The following is a 22,989-nucleotide window of genomic DNA, read 5'->3' on the forward strand; positions in this document are numbered from 1 at the left end:
GACAAGAGATCGGATGGCGACACGGCCTATTAATTGAGGTTGTCCATGAAAGCTGGTATCCATCCTGACTACGTAGCCATCACCGCCAAGTGCTCTTGCGGTAACGTCATCAACACTTTCTCTACCCTGGGTAAAGATCTGAACCTGGACGTGTGCTCCGAGTGCCACCCGTTCTATACCGGCAAGCAGAAAGAAGTTTCTAGCGGCGGCCGCGTAGACAAGTTCAACAAGCGTTTCGGTGCGATGACCACCAAGAAGTAATTTTACTTCTGAAGAATTCTGAAAAAGGCGCCCATCGGGCGCCTTTTTTATTGTTCCTCGTTTGCTTCCTGCACATTTCCTCAACCGGCCGCACTCGCTCCTACTGACCAACCTCCATGGCACGACGCAGATAGACATACCCCTCACCCGGGCTGCCCCAGCGCGGGCGCCCTGTGTTGTCATAGGCACGATCCAGCAGTCTGACACTATCCGGGCCAATCCAGATATGCTGCACCAGCGTCGTGGCACCACCAAAATCGGTGGCGCAGTGGCCAACCCGGGTGTGACCTGCATATTCGCCGGAGGGGGTGCGGGTCAGCCAGATCTCGCACCCATGGCGCAAGGAGAGCTGCTGCGGGGTCAGGCTGTCGAGCAGGGTGGGCTCATGCCAGGCACCGGCAAAATCGATGGCCCGGGGCATGGTTAACTCTGCCATCAGGATCCGCCCGTCAGGGGCAGGGGAGAAGCGATAGATGCGCTGGCGGAAGGGGCGGATGGAGCGCTGGCTCAGGGACTGCTCGGCATAGACCCAGCGATAGCCCAGATAGCCGGGCCAGATCTCCATCAAGCGCAGCTCGGCACTGGTAAAGCGGCTGTCGTAACTGGCCTGCTCCCGGCTCGAGAATGCCCCGTTGTACCAGCTGAGGAGCGGCTCCATGCCCGGCTTGAGTGGGGTGGCCTGGGGGACCGGTCCTGCCAACGCCAGACAGGAACAGATCAGCCCGAATACAGCCACCAGCAACTTTGCCATCGAATCCTTCCGAATCATCATAGTGGCGGCGATTATATGAGCGAATTCGCCCAATAACAGCCCTTACGATCAAATCATTGCCACTCTGGTGCAAAAACCTCGCAAGGATCTTCGCCCGGTCACTAGACTCGGTACTTCGCAACCGCCTGATTCAATAGCTGAGCCTGTTTATTGAGTCCATCGCTGGACTTGGCATTCTCTTCGGCCATGGAGCTCGACTCCTGGGCGATGTCACGGATGTTGTTGACGTTGCGGTTCACCTCGTTGGCCACCAGGCTCTGCTGCTCGATGGCCGCTGCTATCTGGGTACTCATGTCCATGATGTGGGTCACATCCTGGGTGATCTGCCCCAGCAACGCCCCTGCGGTACTGGCCTGATCCGAGCTGCGGTTGCCCTGCTCGCGACAGGTTGCCATCACCTCGACGATGCTGCCGGTCTGTTTCTGCAGGGAGTCGATGATGCCGGCGATCTCCTGGGTCGATTTCTGGGTACGAATGGCCAGATTGCGCACCTCATCGGCCACCACCGCAAAGCCGCGACCCTGATCCCCTGCCCGGGCCGCTTCGATGGCCGCGTTGAGGGCCAGCAGGTTGGTCTGCTCGGCAATACCACGGATCACATCGAGCACCGAACCGATGGTCTCGCTCTCTTTTTGCAACTGGCTCACCTCGCGGGATGAGCTCTCCAGATTGCCCGCCAGCGAGCGGATCTGCTCGACAGTATTCTCGACCGCAGCCCGCCCCTCCATCGCCTTGTTGTTGGTCGCCTGCGCATTGTTGGCCGCCTGCTCGGTGTTGCGGGCGATCTCTTCGATGGTGGAGCCCATCTCGGTGGAAGCGGTCGCCACCATGTCGGTCTCCTGCAGCTGGCGCGCCGCCCCTTCACTGGTGCGTTTGACGTTGGTCGAAAGGTGATCCGCCGCCTCGGTCAGGGTGTGCACGCTCTGCTTCACATCGCCAATCAGGTTGCGGAACCCGCCCAGCATCACGTCGAGATTGCCAGCCAGCTGGGACATTTCATCAGCGCCTTGCAACTCTATCTTCAGACGCAGGTCATTATCCTGACGAATGCGGTTGACTGTTTCATTCACCTGAGTAATGGGACGGTCGATACTGCGCCCCAGCAACACGCTCATGATGCCGATCAGCACCACAATCACCCCGCCACAGACCAGCATCAGGCTGTTGAGGCGAGCGCTCTGCCGCTCCAGCTCATCGACAATGTGCTGATCGACGGCTGCAAACCCCTGTTCGGTCTGATGCACCAGATCCCGCATCTGGTTGCGCAGCCCTTCATCCTCTTTCAGCCCCAGTACCTGCATCCCCTGCACCAGCGCCACAAAGTCCTGCCGGTACTGCTTGCTGGCCTGCTCCAGCTTGCCACGATCCGCCTCCGGCAAAGTGGCAAGGCTATCCTGAAAACTCTTGTGCAAGGTCTCGAAACGCTCCAGATACTGGATATCGGCGCGCAGCATGAAGTCTTTCTCCACCCGCCTCAACTGCAACATGGTGATGAGCAACCCCTGCTGATCCAGCTGCTTGAGCCCATTCTCCACCTCATGCACCGCCGCCCGCAGCTTGCCATAGAGCCCCTCCTCCGGCCCCAGACCAATCTTCTGCTGCTGGGCTACCAGATCGTTGAAGGCCTTGCCATAGCCGCGGATTTGCTGATCCAGTCTGGTCAGCTCCCCCTCGACGGCCGCCAGATTATCATCGGTCACCAGCTCCCGGTTGTGCTGGTGAAAGTCAGACAGCCCCTGATTGAAGCGCTCGACGAAGGTCATCTCCTTGCGGATCAGAAAATCCTTTTCGGCCCGCCGCAGGTTGAGCATGGCGATCTCCAGCTGGTCGATATTACGCTGAGCTTCGGTCAGGTGACGGTGCACCTGGCTGGAGTAGATAAACAAGCAGCTCAGTACCAGCATGGCAACGGCAACCAGCACGGTATTCAGGATCAACTTATGACGGATAAGCACGATGGACCTCTCGCAAACTGGCAGTGAACTGCATTGAGCTTATGCAGAAAAGCGGCGACAGGTGATCTGTGCAAGGAATATTCATTGAAATGCCACACCCACTCCTTATACTGGTTGCACCTGTTTCCAGCCGTGGATTTGACACTATGGAATACAACACTTCTGAACTGTGCGACATCTATCAGGACATGGTGGATGTGCTTGAACCCATGCTCTGCTCCTTCGGCGGCCGCGCCTCTTTCGGCGGCGTCATCACCACCGTCAAATGCTTCGAATCGAATGGTCTGATCCGTGAACTCGTCAAAGAGAACGGACTGGGACGCGTCTTGCTGATCGATGGCGGTGGCTCCATGCGCCGCGCCCTGATCGACAGCGACATCGCCACCACGGCGGCCGAGAACGATTGGGAAGGGATTGTCTGCTACGGCTGCGTCCGCGAAGTCGATATTCTGGAAGATCTGGATATCGGCATTCAGGCACTGGCAGCCATTCCGGTCGGTGCCGACAGCAAGGATGTAGGGGAGACCGATCTGCCGGTCAACTTCGGTGGCGTGACCTTCCTGCCTGATGACCACCTCTACGCTGATACCACTGGGGTGATCCTCTCCCCCGAGGCACTCGATATCGAGTAAGCCACAGACAGCGTGACGACGGGAGCCTTGGCTCCCGTTTTTTATGCCTGCAACTTGCTGAAAAATGACAAAAAAAGAGGGCCAGATAAACTGGCCCTTAACTGGAAGCAATGTGAGCAATGTCGTGCCTTCACAAGAAGTCCATCACGTTGGAACGAATGAAGTCTTTCCCGGAAAACAAGTTAACAATAATCATTCTCATCTAGCTAGGCAAGCGCTATTTGCAGAAAGTGCAAAAAAATTGACCACCGTGAAGGGTGGTCAATCTCGTCAAGCTTGCCGGGTGGCCGTTTGCAGGCTGGATAATCCGGCCTCGCCCACCAGCTTGCGGCTGAGGTAACGCAGCAAAACGCCGTAGAGCGGCACGAACAAACCAAGGCTTATCAGCAACTTGAATACGTAATCGACGGTTGCGATCTCGACCCAGTGCTCTGCCATGAAAGGATCTGTGGTGCGCCAGAAGGCCACACTGAAGAAAGCGATGGTATCGACCAGATTACCGAACAGGGTGGAGGCCGCTGGCGCAATCCACCATTGCTTGAGTAGACGCAGCCGGTTGAATACCACCACATCCATGAACTGCCCTACCAGATAGGCCATAAAGCTGGCCAGCGCGATACGCGCCACGAACAGGTTGAACTCGGCCAGATGACCAACGCCCTGGAAGCTCCCTTCGAAGAAGAGCACGGAGAGCGCATAGGAGACCGCCAGCGCAGGCAGCATCACGGTCTGGATAATCTTGCGCGCCAGACCGGCACCGAAGATCCGCACCGTCAGATCGGTAGCCAGGAAGATAAACGGGAAGCTAAAGGCACCCCAGGTAGTGTGAAAGCCGAAGATGGTGATCGGCAACTGCACCAGATAGTTGCTGCTGGCAATGATCAGGATGTGGAACAACGACAGGCGCACCAGCGCCGTCTGGTGCTGAGCAGGGGTCAGATTCATATTGTGACCTTTTTGGTTAATGGGGTTAGGGAACCCATATCGCCACCATTGGCGATAATCGAGGGGCGACATTATACGCCCCAAAACCGATAGTTCAATCTTTATGCTGTTCAGCAAGCCAGAACAGCACCTCCTGATCGGCCGGGTGAACTGCGGTCAGCCAGCAACCGCTGTAGTGTTCATACTCGAGTCGCAACCGACTGCCTTCAAATTCCAGCAACCAGCTGTGACGGTCTGCCCCCCATTCCCGTTCGATCACAATCAGCTCCCACGCGGCCAGCAACGACTCGGCACGGGCGGGAAAGTTGTCCCACTCAAGCCCATCACACGCCAGCATCACCACGCCGGCCTCCGTATCTGTCTGTGTCATTCGCCAGTTCATCTCTTGCCTCTCAACTGCTGCACGACAGCTCGCCACCGCAATACCAAGCGGCAACCGGCGTGGCGAGATCCTCATATTCGGATTGTTCATCATAGGGGTGCTGCAAGGCCGCAAACAGACGCTCGAACGGCGCCATGTTGCCTCGCTCGGCAGCCTCGATCACCTGTTGGGCCAGCGCATTACGCAACACATACTTGGGATTGACTGCATCCATCTTCGCCTTGCGGGTAGCGTCCTCGCTCCCCTCCCGGATTAGGCGCGCCCGATAGGCTTCAAGCCACCCTTGCCAGGCGGCAGGATCTGGCAGCAGGGCCAACAGGCTGGCGGGCCAATCGCCCTGAGCGGTCAATTCCCCCATCTGGCGCAAGAAGAGGTGATAGTCCACCTTGTGCGCCGCCAGCAACCGGAACAACTCGCGGAACAACGCTGGGTCATCCTCCTCCCACACTGCCAGCCCGAGTTTGGCCCGCATCAGCTCGGAGTAGTGCAACATCAGCTGCTGTTCGTACTGGGCCAACGCCGCTGCCAGTGCATCACCGTCCACATGGCCAGCCAGCGCCTGCGCCAGCTTTTGCAGATTCCAGTAACCGACCGCAGGCTGCTGATCCAGCGCGTAACGACCCGCCGGATCCGAGTGGTTGCAGACAAAATCGGGCATGTAGGCATCGATAAAGCCGTAGGGGCCGTAATCCAGCGTCAGCCCGAGCAGCGACATGTTGTCGGTGTTCATCACCCCGTGACAGAAGCCCGCCGCCTGCCATTTGGCAATCAGCCGCGCGGTGCGACGCACTACCTCGGCAAACAGTTCGGCACCACTCTCCAGTTCGGGGAAGTGGTGGCGCAGCAGATAATCGATGAGCGGCGGGATCTTCTCCCCCTGCCCGCTCCAGGCGAAATATTCGATATGACCAAAGCGCAGATGGCTGGAGGCGGTACGCAGTACGGTCGCGCCTGTCTCCACCTGCTCGCGGTAAACGGGCTCCTGACTCCCCACCAGCACCAGCGCCCGGGTGGTCGGAATACCGAGGGCATGGAGCGCCTCGGAGGCCAGATACTCACGAATGCTGGAGCGCAGCACGGCGCGGCCATCACCAAAACGGGAAAACGGGGTCTTGCCTGCACCCTTGAGGTGGAGATCCCAACGCTGACCATCCGGTGCCTGCTGCTCACCCAGCAGCAGGGCTCGGCCATCTCCAAGCCGGGGGCTGTAGCCGCCAAACTGGTGGCCGGCATAAACCTGCGCTACCGGCTGCATGCCTGGCAGCACTTTTCCCTCGCCACAACAGGCGATCCAGTCTGCCTCGCTGACGCCTCCCAGCCCCAACTCATCCAGCAAAGCCCGGTTGAGATGAAGCAACCGGGGCTGGTGCAGCGGCTGGGGGACCACGGGTTCACAGGCCCAGGGCAACTCGGTCGCAAAAGTGTTGATCAACTTCATGGTTGTGCCATTCGTCCCTGCGTATGCTCGCGTCACTCTTTATACTGCCGTCAGCCATGCTTGCGCTCACTGGCGACCATCATTTTTCAATTCAAGGAGAAGAAGATGCAAAAATGGGTATATGCCCTGCCCTTGCTGACACTGGCGTGGGGTCATCAGGCCAAGGCTGCCGATATTGAAGCCGGCAAAGCCAAGGCGGCGGTCTGTGCCGCCTGTCACGGCGTGGAAGGCAAGGCGATGATCCCCAACTATCCCCATCTGGCGGGTCAGAATGCCGCCTATCTGGTGAAACAGTTGAAAGCGTTCAAGGATGGCAGTCGCAAGGAGCCCCTAATGATGCCCTTTATGGCGCCGCTCACCGATACCGACATGGAGAATCTGGCGGCCTATTACGCCAGCCTCAAATAACCTGGCGCGCCCGACTAGCGGGCGCCTTCCCCCTGATGTGCCGGTCTGAATCTGCCGGGTCGATGATGCTTCGCCAATCGACCCTAGCGGCGGCAGTAGTTGATGATCAGGTCCATAAAGGCTTCGCCGAAACGCTCCAGTTTGCGGTGGCCGACACCATTGATGGCCAGCATTTCGTCTTCAGTCATCGGCATCAGCTGAGCCATCTCCACCAGGGTCGCATCGTTGAACACCACGTAGGGCGGCACCTCTTCGTCCTCGGCAATCTGCTTGCGCAGGCCGCGCAACTCCTTGAACAGCCGTTTGTCGTAGTTGGCGTTGTCGAGCAGACCATTGCGCTTTTCCTTGCGGCTGGAGATGGGTTGCAAGCGGGGCACCGCCAGCTCCAGCTTCACCTCGCCACGCAGCACGGGGCGGGCCGCTTCAGTCAGCTGCAGCACCAGATTGCGAGTGATGTTCTGGGTCAGCAGCCCCTTGTGGATCAGCTGGCGGATCACGCTCATCCAGTATTCATGGCTCTGATCCTTGCCGATGCCGTAGGTCGAGAGCTTGTCGTGGCCGTGATCCTTGATGCGCTGGTTGAGCGAGCCGCGCAGCACCTCCACCACATAACCCACCCCGAAATTCTGCCCCACCCGCCAGACGCAGGAGAGCGCCTTCTGGGCATCTTCAGTGCCGTCATAGCTCTTGGGCGGATCGAGACAGATATCGCAGTTGCCGCAGGGCTTGTCGTTGTACTCGCCAAAGTAATTGAGCAGCACCTGACGGCGGCAGGTCTGCGCCTCGGCAAAGGCCGCCATCACGTTGAGCTTGTACTGCTCCACCTGCAACTGCTGGGGATTCTCGATGTTGTCGAGCAGTCGCCGCACCCGGCCGATATCGGCGGGATCATAGAGCAAGAGGGCCTCGGCGGGGGTGCTATCACGCCCAGCGCGGCCGGTCTCCTGATAGTAGGACTCGATGTTCTTGGGGATGTCGTAGTGCACCACGAAGCGCACGTTGGGCTTGTCGATGCCCATGCCAAACGCCACCGTCGCCACCACGATCTCGATGTCATCCTTGAGGAAGGCATCCTGGGTCTGCTGGCGCTGCTCGAGCGGCAGCCCCGCATGATAGGGCGCCGCCTTGCAGCCGTGGCGGGACAGTCGCTCGGCCACCTCCTCCACCCGATTACGACTGGAGCAGTAAACAATCCCGCAATTGCCCTTCTGGCTCTGCACGTAGCGCAACAGCTGTTCGGCCGCCTTGAACTTCTCCACCAGGCTGTAGCGGATATTGGGGCGATCGAAGCTGGCGGTGTGGATGAAGGGATCGTTCAGCTCAAGCCGGTGCAGCATGTCGCTGCGGGTCGCCTCGTCGGCGGTCGCGGTGAGCGCCACCACGGGCACCTGGGGGAACCACTGCTTGAGCCGCCCGAGCGCGGCATACTCCGGTCGAAAATCGTGACCCCACTGGGAGACGCAGTGGGCCTCGTCGATGGCGAACAGCCCGAGCGGCAGCTCAGCCAGCCGGTCCATAAACTCGTGCTGCAGCAATCGTTCGGGGGAGACATAGAGCAGCTTGATCTCGCCGCGACGCATGGCGGCAAAGTTCTGGATCATCTCCTCCCGGCTCAGGGCCGAGTTGATATAGACCGCCGCCACGCCGTTGGCACGCAGACTGTCTACCTGATCCTTCATCAGTGAAATGAGGGGAGAAACCACCACTCCAAGCCCGGGCCGCAGCAGCGCCGGGATCTGATAGCAGAGCGACTTGCCGCCACCGGTGGGCTTGAGCACCAGCGCATCGCGCCCCGCCACGATCTGCTCGATAATCTCGAGCTGACCCGGCCGAAACTGCTGGTAGCCGAAGACCGCCTGCAACAGGGCAAGCGGACTCTCTGGCTGAGGATCTGGCAGGGTTTCGGCAATCGCGGTCATGGGCTCTCCTTTGGGGTCGCCATTCTAAAGCAGCCGCAGCCCACAATAAACCTGCCATTGCGACTGTTAAGGAACTGTTGCAGACTGGCTGGAGTTTTTACTCGACTTTGATGACAAGGATTGGGATCAGAGAATGAAACAGATGCTCAAGAAGATGGCGCTCAGTGGCATTGCCAACCTGTTTGCCGAGAAGATGCCCTTCAACAAGCTGATCGGCATGCAGGTGACCCACTACGACTTCGACAAGGTCGAATTGCGTATCAAGATGGACGAGAAGCTGATCGGCAACCCTTTCCATAACATCCTGCACGGCGGCGTCACCGCCACACTGCTGGATGTAGCGGGCGGCATGATCGTCGCAGCCTCCTGTATCGACGAGCTGGAGGAGTTTTCCCCCAGCTACCTCAAGGAGCGCTTCGCCCGCCTCGGCACCATCGATCTGCGGGTGGACTACCTGCGCCCGGGGCGAGGCAACGAGTTTATCGCCACCGCCCACATCATCCGGGCTGGCAGCAAGGTAGCCGTCGCCCGGATGGAGTTGCACAACGAAGAGGGCACCCACATCGCCTTCGGCACCGGTACCTATCTGGTGGGTTGAACCAAGTTAGTGCATAAAAACCACGCTGCTAATCCACTTTTAATCATTAGATTCCTTACCCCTCCGCCCGATCCGGGTTCATACTGTTGGACGGGATTGCATGCAGAGGGAGGATTGCAGGCGATGAGTGCGAAACTGGCCATCAAACCATCCAGAGCCTTGTTGACACAGCTCGAGTTGATGCTCGACGAGGTGCAGACACCCGAGTGTCGCCACTGGCTGGAACAGGAGCTTGAGGGGTATTCTCTCTCCTCGCCCCTGCCTTGGTATCGCATCGTTCCCTGCCGGCAACGCGGTCACTTTCTGGATCTGAAAACGGGAAAATATTTGACCTGTCACATCAACAGTCAAACGCTATGCCAACGCGAGCTGGCCCAAATTCAGTTCATTTATGCCCGTGAACCCGCCGCCCACTATTTGCTGCAACGCAATTCCGGTATTGAACCGTGGCCAGAACAGCTGCTGGAAAATTATCAGGAGCAGCTGATCCCCGGCCATCTATGCCTGCAAGCCTGGCATGAGCCCGTGATATCATTACGTGCACAACTGATGGAGGGAATAGAACATTTCATTAGTGAGTACCCCAAGCACGCGGCCTTGCTGCCTCAACACAGTTTCAAGGCTTTGCGGCATCAGCACTGGCATATCTGAGTAAGCGCCTGGCGCGCAAGGAGGGTACCATAGACAAGACCCATAGCGAGATTGCCACAATCTAGAGTGCCGGAGTCAGGATCAGACTCCACCGATGGGCCACCGAACGGTGGCCCTTTTAAACCGATGTTAGCGGCTGCCGTCAGCCAATATAACTGGTTCTTCGCATTATCGCGGGAAAGAGAGGATTGACAGTCAGGGACTCAGGTAAATTGGCAGTCGCCAAACACACCAACCCCTTAGCCCTGCCGCCACAATGCACCCTATCGATCTTGCCGCTTTTTGGCCAGGCTACGCTGTCGTAGCCAGCCACCCAAGATACCAACAACACCCTCACGCTCACGCTAGAGCCTCTCACAACTGAGCTTCCACGCTGCGGTCGCTGTCTTGAGCCAAGCCCCCTGAACCATGATCGCCATATCCGTCTTATACGGGATCGCGATCTGCTCGATCAGCGTGTCCAATTACAGGTGCCTGTCCGCCGCGTGGACTGCATGAACTGTGGTCGTGTACTGAGCACATCGACTGGCTCGCACCCTCATCACGCCTGACCCAGAGGTTGCGAACGTGGGTCGAGACCTTGCTGCAGATGCTACCGCTAAGTCATATCAGTCGCCTCACCGGGCTGCACTGGCACACTATCAAGGCCATCGACAGGCGCCGCCTACATTGCCCAGCGTTTTAAGCGATTTGTGGTGGCGAATAACCTGGGCATCGGCATAGATGGCAGCGATCAGGGGGTCGTGGTCTTTGGAGAGATCTACCAGCATCTGGCGATAGTGGTTGAGCAGGTTGATGCCAGAGCGGTTGGCGAGCTCGGGCCAGCGGCACGATTCGGGCAGGGTGTGGGCGGCCAGGATGCCCGCCTCTTCGTTCTCGTGCACCATCTTGATAAAGAGCAGCAGCACCAGCTCGGTGACATAGTCGGAGTAGTTGATGCCATCGTCACGCAGGACGTCGCAGAGGTTCCACAGTTTTTGAACAATATCGTTATTGCGCATGGGAATTCCGGTTATTAGCTGTGAGCCGCCAGCAGGGCGCACAGGGGTTGGTTGATATAGTAATTGCCGCGACCAATCTTCTGTTTTTGCAAGAATCCCTGCTCCACCAGCAGATCCAGATAGCGGGTGGCGGTAATGCGGGTCACCCCGAGATCGCTCATGACAAAGTCGATCTTGGTGTAGGGGTGGTTGAAGAGGTTATTGAGCAGATCCTGGCTGTAGATCTTGGGCAATCGGTCGCGAATGCCCTGCTTGTAGCTGGCCATCAGCTCCTTGATGCCGGTGATAAGCGCTATGGTGCTCTGGGCCGTGTCGATCACAGCATCGAGCATGTAGAGCAGCCAGGGCTCCCAGTCACCGCTGTCGCGCACCGCTTGCAGCTCGCGGTAGTAGCGCCCCTTGTCGTGGATAAAGTGGCGGCTGAGATAGAGTACTGGCAGATTGAGCAGCCCCTGAGCCACCAGATAGAGCAGGTTGAGGATGCGGCCGGTGCGGCCATTGCCGTCATAGAAGGGGTGAATGCTCTCGAACTGGTGGTGGATGATGGCCATCTTGACCAGCGGATCGGCATCGCACAGCTCGTCGTCATTGATATAGCGCACCAGATTGTCCATCAGGGCTGCAATCTCGTCACCGTGTTGGGGCGGGGTGTAGATCACCTCGCCGGTACGGGCATTCTTGAGATCGGTGCCGGGCAGACGGCGCAGGCCTGCGCGGTTTTTCTCCAGAAACTGCTGCACTGCCAGAATGTCGGCCAGCCGGATCAGCTGCTGACGACGTACAGTGGCAAAACCCTGCTTGAGAGCCGCGGCATAGTCCTGCACCTCTTTGGTGGCGGGATTGACCGCCTCTTCAAACAGGTTGGCGCGATAGAGATCATCGTGGGTGGTGATGATGTTCTCGATCTCAGAGCTGTTCTTTGCCTCTTGCAGTGACAGGGTGTTGATGAGGATCCCTTCGTTGGGGATGCTGGCGGCCACTCCCTTGAGCTCGGCCAGATAGCGGTGAGCTTCGGCGCTCTTCTTAAGCACGGCGCGGCTCTCCAGCTCGGCGATATTGGCCAGTGGTAGTGGGGTGATAGGCATAGAAAGTCCCCTGTTCTATATATGGCGGCGATTGTATGTATAGAAAATTTAATTTTCTATATGTATATCGACCAAGATAGATAAAAAGGACCCTTTTCTATACCTGTCTCTATCGAAGGCGGCTAGTCACAGCAGCTTATCAGGCGGCTTGCCAGAGTGCATCGCCAAGCTGATCCAGTTGCTTGCCGAGCAGACCGTCGAGCCTCTTGGCGCCGCCATCATCGGCGAAGCGCTCGTTGATAAAGTCGCGCTCGATGATCACCTCGTGCACCAGCTGCTTGGCCAGGCGCTCTGCAGATTGGCCTCTTTGAAACCGGCGTTGTCGAGCAGCAACTTGACCTCTTTAAGCTGGATCCGGGTGAGATTGCGCGGGGTATTGACCACCGCCATCAGCGCCGCATTGCTGTTGACCTGCTGGCGCAAGAAGGCGCTGGCCTGTGTGGGCCCAAGCTGATGGAGGTGCTGGTGCAGTTTGTCAGGCGCCACCCCCACTCTTCCCCCAATTCAGCCAGCTTCTGCTTTAAGGGCGGATAGCGGATCCGCCTTGCCCTCAGCCTTGCGCAGTATCCGCATCAGCTTCTGGCTGAGCTGGCTCAACATGGTATCGGCCTGGCTTTGGCCCAGTTCGTCTCCTGCGACGGCAAGAGCTTGCTCCAGATACTGTGGGTCGCTCAGCTCACCGACCAACTGCGCAAGGGTGATATCAGGGTTTTTGATCAGCGGCTGGGTCGATAGCCATCGACCCGATGATCGGCAAACTGGATCAGAGCTCCATCCTGCTGGTGGTCTATGTCGCCTTCAGCGAGGCGGTGGTGCAGGGGATTTGGCGTCAAGTAAGTTGGTACGATCTGGCCAGTATCGTGTTGCTGAGCTGCGTCTTGCTGGCGCTGGTGCTCTGCTGGAACGTCTGGGTCAGCCGTCGCCTCGGCTTTGACAAGGCGGACGAGATCACCATCGTCTTCTGCGGCTCCAAGAAGAGTCTCGCCAACGGGGTGCCGATGGCCAACGTCATGTTCCCCGCCGCCAGCGTCGGGGTGATGGTGCTGCCGCTGATGATCTTCCACCAGATCCAGCTGATGTGGCCCGTCGCTATCACGAGCAGGGAGATTGATGCTCGCGCCGTTTTGACTGCCATAACAAGAGGGAGGCCCGTTGGCCTCCCTCTTCTCATCTGCATGCCGAGCGGCGTGCTAGCGTTTGCGCCAGACGGTCAGCTGCGCCACCGTGTGCTGGTATTTGCGGGCGGTCTCGCGGATGACGAAGGGCACATCCCGGGGCGGGCAGTGCTCCTCAAACTCCGCCGCCAGCAGCCGTTGCAGCGCCTGATAGGTGGTGAGCGCTTCGCCGTTTTCACGAATGCCGCCGAGCCAGTTGGCGGGCGGGGTATATTCCGCCAGCCAGGTGTAGGGGCTGGTGAGCACCAGCAGGCCACCGCTGCGCAGTCGCGGGGCAATGTCGCGCAAGAAGCGGGCAGGTTCGCGTAGCCGGTCGATCAGGTTGGCGGCGAGCACCAGATCGTAGTGGTCGTACTTGGGTTTGAGGTTGCAGGCATCCCCCTGACTAAAGTGGATGCGCTCAGCCTGACTCGCCCCCAGCCCGTGGCTCGACAGGCGCGCCTCGCAATACTCCACCAGTTCACCCTCCAGCGGAATGGCGTAGCGGAAGCTCTCCTGGCTGGCGAGGGCCAGTGCCACATCGATAAAGCGGGCCGAGTAGTCCACCCCGTCCACATGCTGGAAGTGGCGAGCCAGTTCGAAGCTGGCGCGGCCGGTGGCGCAGCCAATATCCAGCGCCCGCTGGTGGTTGCTGCACAGCTCGCCAGCAAGATCAGCAAGCGTCTTGGCGTAGTTGGCTACCCCGAAGTGGCTCGGGCCGTACTGGAAGTCGAGGTACTGAGCGACGAGCGTGTCGGTTTCATAGGGATTCACGATAACGGGTTCCTGATAACGGGAGACCAGATAGCGGAAACCCGCATGCTGGAAGAAGTGACGCCGGAAGGCGTAACGGGATGATTTGAGCGCCTCGTTGCCGGTGCTGATCCAGCTGCCGCCCTTGATGAGGGTGTGCTTGCCATCAAAGGTGGGGGTGGAGAAGTCGTCGTAGAGTGGATGGATCCGAAAGCCGTCGAAGCCATCGATGGCGGTGCTGGTCCACTGCCAGACATTGCCCACCAGATCGAAGAACGCCCCTTGCGGGCAGGCATCCACCGAACAGGAGGAGGCAAAGCGGGCCAGATTGATATTGCCGGGGGCCTGTGTCCAGTCCGGCTGATCGCCGGGTAGCTGCTCGCGCAACTGCATCCATTCCGCCTCGCTCGGCAGCTGGATGGGGAGTCCGGTCTGGGCCGCCTTCCAGCGGCAGAAGGCGGCCGCCTCCAGCTGGTTTACCTCCACCGGCCAGTCCCAAGGCATGGTGACCTGCTCGGTCATCAGCCGCAGCTGCAATTGCCCGGGCTCGGTGGGATCACCCACCCAGAAGGTGGGCATCTGCGCTTTGGCGTACTGGCACCAGCTCCACCCCTCTTCATCCCACCACTGCTGCTGGCCGTAGCCGCCCGCCTGGACGAAGGCGAGGTACTCGGCATTGCTCACCAGCATGCGGCTGGCCTGAAACGGGGTCAGCTCGATATGGCGCTCGCCATATTCGTTGTCCCAGCCGTAGGTGGCGTCCTGCTTGCCCAGGCGCACCTTGCCGCCAGCCACCGGCAGCAGGCTGTTGGCGGGTACCTGGTCAATGCGGTGGCGGGCTTCGGTACAGGCGGGCCAATAAGGCTGCGATCGCACCCAGGCGAGCGGCAACTGGCGGATCAACACGCTGGAGGTCTCGAGGTGGATGCGCTCGTGCTCTATCCCCATCAGGATCACCCAGGCTGGGCTCTGCCAGTCGATGGGCAGAGTGAGCGGCATTTGGCGGATAAAGTCGCACACCAGAGTACGGACTTTGGCTCGATAGCTGCGCAGCTCGGTAACCTTGGGCCAGTCGTAGTGGGTCTCGTCCAGATCGTCCCAGCTCATCTCATCCACACCGATGGCGACCATGGCCTCGATGCGGGCATCCAGCCGCTGGTCGATCAGGCAGACCGATGGCAGTGGCATGGTGAGGGCTTGCTTGTGTCACGCTCTGATTCCTTTTGGCAGTGAGGACTGACAAGACAGTGGTAATGACATTACCGCAATGGAGAGCTTGGTACGCATGAAGTACCACTATTGGCTCAACAGACCGGTACGGCAATCAAAAAATTCCACGGATTGTCAGCATAGTGAGCCGCGAGATTACCCGCCAATCAGCCACAATCATATCCGTTCTGAAATGGTTGTTTCCTTTTGAATCATTAGGTTAATTTTTGGCTCACGCTTTGCGGAGCATGAAAAACAATTGGCCATGGATGGCCAACACATAAGGAGGAGAGTAGCGATGAAATGGATGATGGTTGTCATGTTGATGGCTGGCTCAGTGGTTGTCACTGGCTGGATCAGACCAGAGTGACCGGAACGGGAGCTGTGGTCGAGCGCCAGCAGGCGCTTGGTGACGGGGTGACCCGGGTGCTGGCGGGGGTGCCTGCCACCCTCCATCTGGTTGCGGGGGAGCCGCGCGGTATCCTGATCAAGGGGCAGGAGAACCTGCTGCCCTATCTGGTGCTGACCGAGAGCGGCGACAAGCTGGAGATCGAGGTGAAGGAGGGTTACCGGCTCGAGCCTACCGAGCCGCTGGAGCTGACCATCACCTTGCCTGTGCTGAACGAACTGGCATTGGCCGGGACCGGCAACGGCGATCTGAGCGGCTTCAAGGGGGATGAGCTGGTGCTCTGTCAGTGGCTGGTACCGGTGACATCGTCGCCAGTCAGCTGGAGCTGAAACGGCTGGAAGGGAATATCGCTGGCACCGGCAGTCTGGAGCTGGGCAGCGGTTCGGCGCAGGCCATCGAGCTGAACATTGCCGGTGCTGGCGATGTGCTCGGGAGCGAGATGCGCGGCAACGAGGTAGAGGTCAATATCGCCGGCAGCGGTGATGTGGCGGTACGGGCGCAGGAGGCGCTGAAAGTCGGCATAGCCGGTTCAGGCAACATCGCCTACTGGGGCGATCCCAAGGTGGAGCAGCAGATCGCAGGTTCCGGTGGAGTGACCCTAGCGGGCAGCTGATATCAACCGATCACCACAACTGAAACAGGCCCGCAACGGGCCTGTTTTGCTTTTTCCAACATGGCGCAACTCACCGTGCCATTTGTGCAGATCCTGCATAAGTGATGTTCCGGCCCGCCGGTTTTTCAATACATCCCGCTCCCTAATAATGCGCCTCATCCGCTACGGCGAACTTATCTACTACTGAGGCGTCACTGATGACTACATCATTACCTTTTGCAAATGCCGTGCTCGATGATCAGGCTCTGGTCAGCGGGCTCAAATCCATTAACCCGACCTGGGGCGACATGACGGTTCGCGTGGCTGGTGAAGCCTGGGGCATGCCGCAGCTCGACCAGAAGACCAAGGCGTTCATCACCATCGCCATCGACCAGATGGCCCTCAACGTCAGCGGTGAAGGCAACCCCTTCGCAGCTCATGTCGATATGGCTCTCAAGCAGGGGGCGACCTGGCAGGAGCTTGAAGAGCTGATCGTCTTTGCATCCGTCTATACCGGCTTCAACAAGGGGGCGACCACCATGGGGGCGCTCAACAAATTGCGCCACGAGCGGGGGGATATCTGATGGCCATTCCAGGACTGAAAAAGCCGGATCATATCGGTTTTACCGTGCCCAATCTGGCAGAGGCTATCGCCTTTTTTCGCGACCACTTCGATTTCGAGCTGGCCTATGAGTTCGGGCCTTTTGTGGCGAGTGACAACTGGATGGCGGAGCACCTCAACGTGAATGCCCGCGCCGAGATCACCCGCATTGCGGTGATGAATGCCAAAGGGATCAATCTGGAGATCTTCGAGTACGCCAGCAATATCGAGCGCAACCTCAAGGCTCCCAACAACGCCGATATCGGTGGCCATCATCTCGCCTTCTATGTGGACGACATGGCGGCGGCAGTGGCTTACCTGAAGGAGCAGGGGATCGCCGTGCTGGGCGAGCCGACCTGCATGACGGAAGGGCCGACTGCAGGGGAGTCCTGGGTCTATTTTCTTGCGCCATGGGGCATGCAACTGGAGCTGGTCTCCTATCCGCAGGGCAAGGCCTATAGCCGTCAATCACCCGTCGCCCTGTTTGATCCACGATGAACGCGCTCCCGGTTTTGCTCATCGTGATGGCCGGCATGGGCCTCTCCTTCGAAGCGGGCCTGCTGGGCCCGCTTGGTGAACAGGTGGGCCATCTGTGGGCCACCCTGAGCATCTTCGGCGTGGGGGCTGCACTGCTCTGGCTGATCCGTTTCTTCACGGTACGGGGGACATCCACAGGGTGGCATGGGGTGCCGAAATGGCAGCTGATCGGTGGCTTGCTCGGCCCCGTCTATGTGGTGGCGCTCACTCTCTCGACCCCCATGCTGGGGGTAGCGATGACGATGATCTGCGTCCTGCTGGGGCAGGTGACCAAGAGCTTTGCCATCGACTACTTCGGCTGGTTTGGCATGCCGAAACGGGCAACCCGTCCCCTGCGGCTGGTGGCACTTGGCTGCATCGCGCTGGCGCTGCTGTTTACCTATCTGGGAGCAAACTGATGGTGCTGATTATCGTGTTGGCCATTGTCTCCGGCATGGCGCTCAGCGCCCAAGCGGCGATCAATGGTCAGTTGGGATCGCGGGTCGGTGTGGTGCAGAGTTCGCTGCTCACCTTCACCATGGGCACAGTGGTGACCGGCCTGCTGATCTTCTTCTTTGAGCCGCCCTATCAGGCGACCCTGCTCAGCGTGCCGAAGTGGCAGCTGGCCGGTGCCCTGTTCGGCATTGTCTACATGGTGGTGATGGTCGCGGCCATTCCACGGGTAGGGGTCGCCATCGCCACTGTAGCCACCATTCTGGGCCAGATGGTGATGAGTCTGGTGATCGATACCATGGGTTGGCTGGGCAATGCCCCCATCCCCCTCAACTACTGGCGCCTTGCCGCCATGATGGCCGTCGCCGCGGCGCTGCTCTGCATCTATCTGGCGAACCGACAACAGGAACAAGTGAATGAGTGAACAGGCAACAACCCTGATGGTCTTTTTCAATCTCAAACCGGGGGCGAACGAGGCGGATTATCTGGCGTGGGCACGGGAGGTCGATCTGCCCACCGTGAACCGGCTCAACAGCGTCACCTCGTTCGAGGTGTTCAAGGGGCTGAAGATGCTGGGGCAGCAGAGTGCGTCGCCGTGGGACTACTTCGAAGTGATCCGCATCGAGTCGGAGACGCAATTTCTGCAGGAGATCCAGAGTTCGCAGATGCAGCAGGTGATCCGGCAGTTTGAGGCCTTTGCCACGGATGCCCACTTTATCTGCACCCAGGACATCACCACGCTGTAGCCGGCTCGCCAGTGGTGAAGGGGATACCACTCTTGCCACTGGCTTGGCTGCCACAACATCAGAGGCTTTATGAAAAAACAGCTAGGCGAATACCTGCACGTGCTGGCCATCATCTTTCCGCTGACACTGCTGATTCCGAGCTGGATGGCGCCGCTGCTGGCGAGATGGCAGCTCGACCCCGCCGCCCCCGTCGCGGTGTTGCTCATCGACAGCGTGATCGTGGCCTGCGCCGTCTTTGTCTTGCTGCCGATGCTGCACAAGCTGACCGGCAGGCTGTCTGGCTAAATCTGTCTGGCATCCCAGTAGCAGGGAGTGCCATATTTTCCCGCCAGAAAATCGATCACCACTCTCACCTTGGCGGCGAGCTGGTCGGTCTCCAGATAAAGTGCACTGATCACCTGCTGCTCCACGCTGGTGGAGACGGTGAACCGGGTCATGATCGGCTTGAGCCGTCCGGTTTTCAGCTCCTCGCCGATGAGCCAGGTGGGGAACACTACAATCCCGGCACCCGCCATCGCGCCGGCAACCAGAGTATCGGCATTGTTGCTGTAGAGGGTGCCGCTCACCTCATAGGGTTGCAGCTGCTCCTGGCCGATGAACCAGCGTTGCAGGCCATTGCTCCCCTTGAAGACCAGACAGTTGTGCTGCACCAGCTCATCCGGACTGGCCGGTTCGCCATGGCGATTGAGGTAGTCGGTGCTGGCCGCCATCACGTAGTGCTGCTGGCCAAACTGTTTCATCCGCAGGGAGGAGTCTTGCGAGATCCCGATGCGGATCAGCAGGTCGATCGACTCGGCCGCCGGATCGACATAGTGATCCGTCTGCTGCAACTCGACCTTGAGCAGGGGGTAGCGCTCCAGCAATTCGGTCAGATAGGGGGCGATGTGCAGCCGGCCAAAGGCGACCGGCGCGCTGATCCGGATTGTGCCTCTCGGGGTGTCCGCCCGCTGCTCGATCTGGCCGACCACCCGCTCATACTGCTGGAGGATCTCGGCGCACTGTTTGGCAAAGGCGACCCCCTCCTCGGTGAGGGAGATGGAGCGGGTATGGCGGTGTAGCAGCTTGGAGCCCACCTTCTCCTCCAACTGCGCCATCTTGCGCGAGACGGACGAGGGGGTCATATCCTGCCGACGCGCCACATCTGAAAAACTGCCAAACCGGGTGGTCATCAGAAACAGCTTTATCTCCAACAACGAAACGTCGTAGTTCACGGAATACCTCCTCCATCGCAATCCTCAAGGGTAATCGGCCGACCTTGGCCAGGGCAAGCCGGTATTATGCGGAGGCTGCTGCCACTGATGCTCTGGTATGCCGTTACCACGAGCAGCAAGGCTGATCTTGTCCGATCACCACAACACCAACTGAAACAGGCCCGCAACGGGCCTGTTTTGATCAGATGTGGCGGGCGTGAAAGCGCAGGTGCGCCTCGATAAAGCTCGCCACGAAGAAGTAGCTGTGGTCATAACCCTCGTGGCGGTTGAGCTCCAGCGGCCACCCCTTGCTGGCTGCCACTTCGGCCAGCGCATCGATATGCAACTGCTCGGCGAGAAAGGGATCATCCAGCCCCACATCCACCAAGGTTGGTAGCGGCGTGACCGGCTGGTGGCGCAGCAGCTGGCAGGCATCCCACTCCTGCCACAGCAGAGGATTGCTGCCGAGATAGGCGCCGAGCGCCTTCTGGCCCCAGGGGCTGCGGCTCGGGTGACAGATCGGGCTGAATGCCGAGACTGAGCGGTAGCGACCCGGCTCTCGCAACGCGGCGATCAGCGCACCGTGACCGCCCATGGAGTGGCCGCTGATGGCGCGGCGGGTCGAGACCGGGAAGTGGGTCTCTATCAAGTCAGGCAGTTCGCGGGTGACGTAGTCATACATCTGGTAGTGCGCCTGCCAGGGGCTCTGGCTGGCGTTGACGTAAAAGCCTGCCCCCATGCCGAGGTCATAACCGGGATCGTCCGCTACGCCGTCGCCGCGGGGGCTGGTGTCCGGCGCCACCAGGGCGATGCCAAGCTCGGCGGCGATACGCTGGGCGCCCGCCTTCTGCATAAAGTTCTCATCGGTGCAGGTGAGGCCGCTGAGCCAGTAGAGCACGGGCACCTTTTGGCCGGTGAGGGCCTGGGGCGGCAGATAGATGGCAAAATTCATCTCGCAGCCGAGCACGCTGGCGTGGTGGCGATAGCGCTTGTGCCAGCCGCCGAAGCTCTTGTTGCTGCTGATAATCTCCAGATTCATCGAAGGACTCCTGCACCCCGCCCACGATGGCGGGCGGGGTGATCATGCTCAGTAGTGGATGACGGTGCGGATGCTCTTGCCTTCGTGCATCAAATCGAACGCCTCGTTGATCTGTTCCAGCGGCATGGTGTGGGTGATGAAGTCATCGAGGCGGAACTCACCCTGCATGTAGCGCTGTACATAGCTCGGCAGCTCGCTGCGACCGCGTACCCCGCCGAAGGCGCTGCCGCGCCAGACCCGACCGGTCACCAGCTGAAACGGACGGGTGCTGATCTCCTGACCCGCTCCGGCCACGCCGATAATGACCGACTCGCCCCACCCCTTGTGGCAGCACTCCAGCGCCGCACGCATCACCTTGACGTTGCCGATGCACTCGAAGGAGAAGTCGACGCCGCCGTCGGTCAGCTCGACGATCACCTCCTGAATCGGTTTGTCGTAATCGTTCGGGTTGATGCAGTCGGTGGCGCCCAGCTTGCGGGCCAGCTCGAACTTGCTCTCGTTGATGTCGATGGCGATGATGCGACCGGCCTTGGCCAGACGGGCACCGATCACCGCCGAGAGGCCGATGCCCCCCAGCCCGAAGATGGCGACGCTCTCACCCTCCTTCACCTTGGCGGTGTTCATCACGGCGCCGATGCCGGTGGTGACGCCGCAGCCGAGCAGGCAGACCTCTTCCAGCGGGGCGGCCGGGTCCACCTTGGCGATGGAGATCTCGGGCAGCACCGTGTATTCGCTGAAGGTGGAGGTGCCCATGTAGTGATAGATGGGCTGGCCATCTTTCGAGAAGCGGGTGGTACCGTCCGGCATCAGCCCCTTGCCCTGGGTGGTGCGGATCTTCTGGCAGAGGTTGGTCTTGCCGGATTTGCAGAACTTGCACTCGCCGCACTCGGGGGTGTAGAGCGGGATCACGTGATCGCCCACCTTGACGCTGGTGACGCCCTCGCCGACCGATTCGACGATGCCGCCCCCCTCGTGACCGAGAATGCAGGGGAAGACCCCTTCCGGATCCTCACCAGACAGCGTGAAGGCATCGGTGTGGCAGACGCCGGTGGCGACGATGCGCACCCGCACCTCGCCCGTTTGTGGCGGCATGACCTCGATCTCTTCGATGGAGAGGGGCTGACCCGGGCCCCAGGCGATGGCGGCTTTACACTTGATGCTTTGAACCTGTGCCATGAATGACATCCTTCTTGTTGAGCAGGGTGAACAGAGATGAGTTCGGACATTCAGTGTAGTTTCCCGCCGATTTGGTGATAATGAGGTCAAATCTCAAATCACTTTTACACACAGGTAATAATGTTCGGCTGGGAAGGGATCTGTGAATTTGTCAGCGTGGCGGAGCAGGGGGGCTTTACCCCGGCGGCGCGCAAGCTGGGAGTGTCGGTGGCGCAAGTCAGCCGTCAGGTGGCACAGCTGGAAGATCGGCTGCAGGCCAAGCTGCTGCTGCGCACCACCCGTCAGGTGCGGCTCACCGAGCTTGGCGAGATCTACTATCGCCACTGTCGCCAGCTGCTGAACAACCTCTACGAGGCGGAGCTGGCGGTGGGGCGCCATCAGGCCGTGCCGCAAGGCGCCCTGCGCATCACGGCCCCCGTCTCCTACGGCGAGAGCCGCATCGCCCCGCTGGTGAATGACTTTATGGTGCGCTTCCCCCAGTTGGAGGTGACCCTCAACCTCACCAACCAGCTGCTGGATCTGGTGCATGAAGGCTACGATCTGGCGCTGCGGCTAGGTCATCTCAAGGATTCGACGCTGGTGGCGCGCAAGCTGGCGCAGCGGGTGCCCTATGTTTGCGCCTCACCGGCTTACACCGCTCGCCACGGCATGCCCAACAGCCTCTCCGAGCTGACCCGCCACACCTGTCTGGTGGGCAACAGCGACGAGTGGCACTTCACCCTGGATGGCCGCCCCCACAGCGTGCGGGTGCGCGGCCTGTTGCAGTGCAACAGCGGCCACGCCCTGCTGGATGCGGCGCTCAAGGGGATCGGCATCATTCAGCTGCCGGACTACTACGTGAGCGACCATCTGGCCCGAGGCGAGCTGATCGAGTTGCTGCCCGAACTGCGGGCCCCGGCTGAGGGGATCTGGGCCCTCTATCCCCATAACCGCCACCTCTCCCCCAAGGTACGGCTGCTGGTGGACTATCTGGCCGAGCGGCTGAGCGACCCTCACCAACCGGCGCTGGTGATGCCGATAGGCTAGGGCGCTCCTCGCCCGTTGACTCACCGGCGGCGGGCGACAGGTGCGATGGCTTGAAAATAAAACCGACATTCCGCACCT

General features: G+C 59.8%; 26 protein-coding genes and 4 pseudogenes. 16 read left to right on the forward strand and 14 right to left on the reverse strand.

Going from position 1 to position 22,989, the window contains the following annotated elements; all coding sequences use genetic code 11:
• Positions 1–45 precede the first annotated feature (45 nt).
• Positions 46–261, forward strand: coding sequence for a 50S ribosomal protein L31 (gene rpmE, locus BN1125_RS01830; protein ID WP_016352348.1), 216 nt, complete (start codon positions 46–48; stop codon positions 259–261).
• Positions 262–361: 100 nt separating this feature from the next.
• Here the strand turns inward: rpmE and BN1125_RS01835 are convergent, their stop codons facing one another.
• The gene (locus BN1125_RS01835; protein ID WP_042010266.1) at positions 362–1,012 is read right to left on the reverse strand and encodes a chromophore lyase CpcT/CpeT; all 651 of its coding nucleotides are present in this window, start codon (positions 1,010–1,012) and stop codon (positions 362–364) included.
• Between the two features lie 122 nt (positions 1,013–1,134).
• Positions 1,135–2,988 carry a methyl-accepting chemotaxis protein gene (locus BN1125_RS01840; RefSeq protein ID WP_042010269.1) on the reverse strand — a complete coding sequence of 618 codons (1,854 nt, stop codon included), beginning with the start codon at positions 2,986–2,988 and terminating at the stop codon, positions 1,135–1,137.
• Between the two features lie 146 nt (positions 2,989–3,134).
• Here BN1125_RS01840 and rraA point away from each other — a divergent pair, with 146 nt between their 5' ends.
• Positions 3,135–3,620 (forward strand): ribonuclease E activity regulator RraA, encoded by a 486-nt coding sequence (gene rraA, locus BN1125_RS01845; RefSeq protein ID WP_005340678.1) that lies wholly within the window; start codon positions 3,135–3,137, stop codon positions 3,618–3,620.
• 270 nt (positions 3,621–3,890) lie between these two features.
• Here rraA and BN1125_RS01850 read toward each other — a convergent pair whose 3' ends face one another.
• From BN1125_RS01850 to BN1125_RS01860, 3 genes are all read right to left on the reverse strand, one after another.
• The gene (locus tag BN1125_RS01850; protein WP_042010271.1) at positions 3,891–4,565 is read right to left on the reverse strand and encodes a 7-cyano-7-deazaguanine/7-aminomethyl-7-deazaguanine transporter; all 675 of its coding nucleotides are present in this window, start codon (positions 4,563–4,565) and stop codon (positions 3,891–3,893) included.
• Between the two features lie 94 nt (positions 4,566–4,659).
• Complete coding sequence (locus BN1125_RS01855; RefSeq protein ID WP_042010273.1) at positions 4,660–4,947, reverse strand: DUF3630 family protein; 288 nt, start codon at positions 4,945–4,947, stop codon at positions 4,660–4,662.
• A 10-nt stretch (positions 4,948–4,957) separates the two neighbouring features.
• Complete coding sequence (locus BN1125_RS01860; RefSeq protein ID WP_042010275.1) at positions 4,958–6,385, reverse strand: protein adenylyltransferase SelO; 1,428 nt, start codon at positions 6,383–6,385, stop codon at positions 4,958–4,960.
• 105 nt (positions 6,386–6,490) lie between these two features.
• On the opposite strand from BN1125_RS01860, the gene BN1125_RS01865 reads away from it, so the two are divergent.
• Positions 6,491–6,793 (forward strand): c-type cytochrome, encoded by a 303-nt coding sequence (locus BN1125_RS01865; protein WP_042010277.1) that lies wholly within the window; start codon positions 6,491–6,493, stop codon positions 6,791–6,793.
• Between the two features lie 83 nt (positions 6,794–6,876).
• On the opposite strand, the gene recQ is transcribed toward BN1125_RS01865, so the two are convergent.
• Positions 6,877–8,712 (reverse strand): ATP-dependent DNA helicase RecQ, encoded by a 1,836-nt coding sequence (recQ, locus tag BN1125_RS01870; RefSeq protein ID WP_042010279.1) that lies wholly within the window; start codon positions 8,710–8,712, stop codon positions 6,877–6,879.
• A 133-nt stretch (positions 8,713–8,845) separates the two neighbouring features.
• Between recQ and BN1125_RS01875 the strand changes: the two genes are divergently transcribed.
• From BN1125_RS01875 to BN1125_RS19445, 4 genes and pseudogenes are all read left to right on the forward strand, one after another.
• Positions 8,846–9,310 (forward strand): thioesterase family protein, encoded by a 465-nt coding sequence (locus tag BN1125_RS01875; protein ID WP_005355465.1) that lies wholly within the window; start codon positions 8,846–8,848, stop codon positions 9,308–9,310.
• A 123-nt stretch (positions 9,311–9,433) separates the two neighbouring features.
• Positions 9,434–9,961: an AbiTii domain-containing protein gene (locus BN1125_RS01880; protein ID WP_042010281.1), complete on the forward strand. Its 528-nt coding sequence runs from the start codon at positions 9,434–9,436 to the stop codon at positions 9,959–9,961.
• A 377-nt stretch (positions 9,962–10,338) separates the two neighbouring features.
• Positions 10,339–10,512: pseudogene (locus BN1125_RS19440) on the forward strand (hypothetical protein); the annotation flags it as partial.
• 8 nt (positions 10,513–10,520) lie between these two features.
• Positions 10,521–10,646 carry a transposase family protein gene (locus tag BN1125_RS19445; protein WP_244268447.1) on the forward strand — a complete coding sequence of 42 codons (126 nt, stop codon included), beginning with the start codon at positions 10,521–10,523 and terminating at the stop codon, positions 10,644–10,646.
• Here the strand turns inward: BN1125_RS19445 and BN1125_RS01885 are convergent.
• From BN1125_RS01885 to BN1125_RS19315, 4 genes are all read right to left on the reverse strand, one after another.
• On the reverse strand, positions 10,603–10,962 hold the full coding sequence (locus tag BN1125_RS01885) for a type I restriction-modification system subunit M N-terminal domain-containing protein (RefSeq protein WP_042010283.1): 360 nt from the start codon (positions 10,960–10,962) through the stop codon (positions 10,603–10,605). The two genes, BN1125_RS19445 and BN1125_RS01885, sit on opposite strands and share 44 nt — an antisense overlap.
• A gap of 14 nt (positions 10,963–10,976) precedes the next feature.
• Positions 10,977–12,047 (reverse strand): Fic family protein, encoded by a 1,071-nt coding sequence (locus BN1125_RS01890; protein WP_042010284.1) that lies wholly within the window; start codon positions 12,045–12,047, stop codon positions 10,977–10,979.
• A 139-nt stretch (positions 12,048–12,186) separates the two neighbouring features.
• Positions 12,187–12,318, reverse strand: coding sequence for a hypothetical protein (locus BN1125_RS19640; protein ID WP_280136056.1), 132 nt, complete (start codon positions 12,316–12,318; stop codon positions 12,187–12,189).
• Positions 12,306–12,533 (reverse strand): type I restriction-modification enzyme R subunit C-terminal domain-containing protein, encoded by a 228-nt coding sequence (locus BN1125_RS19315; protein ID WP_042010287.1) that lies wholly within the window; start codon positions 12,531–12,533, stop codon positions 12,306–12,308. Before BN1125_RS19315 ends, BN1125_RS19640 begins: the two co-directional genes overlap by 13 nt.
• A 226-nt stretch (positions 12,534–12,759) precedes the next feature.
• Between BN1125_RS19315 and BN1125_RS18285 the strand changes: the two are divergent.
• A pseudogene (locus tag BN1125_RS18285) lies at positions 12,760–13,171 on the forward strand (bile acid:sodium symporter); the annotation flags it as partial.
• 66 nt (positions 13,172–13,237) lie between these two features.
• Here BN1125_RS18285 and ovoA read toward each other — a convergent pair.
• Positions 13,238–15,121: pseudogene (gene ovoA / locus BN1125_RS01910) on the reverse strand (5-histidylcysteine sulfoxide synthase); the annotation flags it as partial.
• A gap of 340 nt (positions 15,122–15,461) precedes the next feature.
• Here ovoA and BN1125_RS01915 point away from each other — a divergent pair.
• From BN1125_RS01915 to BN1125_RS01945, 7 genes and pseudogenes are all read left to right on the forward strand, one after another.
• Positions 15,462–16,185: pseudogene (locus tag BN1125_RS01915) on the forward strand (head GIN domain-containing protein).
• 197 nt (positions 16,186–16,382) lie between these two features.
• Positions 16,383–16,748, forward strand: a complete 366-nt coding sequence (locus tag BN1125_RS01920) for a carboxymuconolactone decarboxylase family protein (protein WP_042010292.1) — start codon at positions 16,383–16,385, stop codon at positions 16,746–16,748.
• The gene (locus tag BN1125_RS01925; RefSeq protein WP_042010294.1) at positions 16,748–17,263 is read left to right on the forward strand and encodes a VOC family protein; all 516 of its coding nucleotides are present in this window, start codon (positions 16,748–16,750) and stop codon (positions 17,261–17,263) included. The genes BN1125_RS01920 and BN1125_RS01925 overlap by 1 nt, the downstream gene beginning before the upstream one ends.
• The gene (locus BN1125_RS01930) at positions 17,260–17,700 is read left to right on the forward strand and encodes a DMT family transporter (protein ID WP_042010297.1); all 441 of its coding nucleotides are present in this window, start codon (positions 17,260–17,262) and stop codon (positions 17,698–17,700) included. Before BN1125_RS01925 ends, BN1125_RS01930 begins: the two co-directional genes overlap by 4 nt.
• A complete protein-coding gene (locus BN1125_RS01935) occupies positions 17,700–18,158 on the forward strand; it encodes a DMT family transporter (protein WP_042010299.1) in 459 nt (152 codons plus the stop codon). Before BN1125_RS01930 ends, BN1125_RS01935 begins: the two co-directional genes overlap by 1 nt.
• On the forward strand, positions 18,151–18,480 hold the full coding sequence (locus BN1125_RS01940; protein ID WP_042010301.1) for a hypothetical protein: 330 nt from the start codon (positions 18,151–18,153) through the stop codon (positions 18,478–18,480). The genes BN1125_RS01935 and BN1125_RS01940 overlap by 8 nt, the downstream gene beginning before the upstream one ends.
• A gap of 69 nt (positions 18,481–18,549) precedes the next feature.
• Positions 18,550–18,765 carry a putative antibiotic biosynthesis monooxygenase gene (locus tag BN1125_RS01945; protein ID WP_042010302.1) on the forward strand — a complete coding sequence of 72 codons (216 nt, stop codon included), beginning with the start codon at positions 18,550–18,552 and terminating at the stop codon, positions 18,763–18,765.
• On the opposite strand, the gene BN1125_RS01950 is transcribed toward BN1125_RS01945, so the two are convergent.
• From BN1125_RS01950 to BN1125_RS01960, 3 genes are all read right to left on the reverse strand, one after another.
• Positions 18,762–19,691, reverse strand: a complete 930-nt coding sequence (locus BN1125_RS01950) for a LysR family transcriptional regulator (RefSeq protein WP_052446020.1) — start codon at positions 19,689–19,691, stop codon at positions 18,762–18,764. The genes BN1125_RS01945 and BN1125_RS01950 overlap by 4 nt on opposite strands.
• A gap of 181 nt (positions 19,692–19,872) precedes the next feature.
• Positions 19,873–20,709, reverse strand: a complete 837-nt coding sequence (gene fghA / locus BN1125_RS01955) for an S-formylglutathione hydrolase (RefSeq protein WP_042010305.1) — start codon at positions 20,707–20,709, stop codon at positions 19,873–19,875.
• A gap of 48 nt (positions 20,710–20,757) precedes the next feature.
• Positions 20,758–21,885, reverse strand: a complete 1,128-nt coding sequence (locus BN1125_RS01960; protein ID WP_042010306.1) for an S-(hydroxymethyl)glutathione dehydrogenase/class III alcohol dehydrogenase — start codon at positions 21,883–21,885, stop codon at positions 20,758–20,760.
• Between the two features lie 120 nt (positions 21,886–22,005).
• On the opposite strand from BN1125_RS01960, the gene BN1125_RS01965 reads away from it, so the two are divergent.
• Positions 22,006–22,911, forward strand: a complete 906-nt coding sequence (locus BN1125_RS01965; RefSeq protein ID WP_042010308.1) for a LysR substrate-binding domain-containing protein — start codon at positions 22,006–22,008, stop codon at positions 22,909–22,911.
• Positions 22,912–22,989 lie beyond the last annotated feature (78 nt).

The organism is Aeromonas fluvialis (assembly GCF_000819885.1).
GTDB classification, from domain to species: domain Bacteria; phylum Pseudomonadota; class Gammaproteobacteria; order Enterobacterales; family Aeromonadaceae; genus Aeromonas; species Aeromonas fluvialis.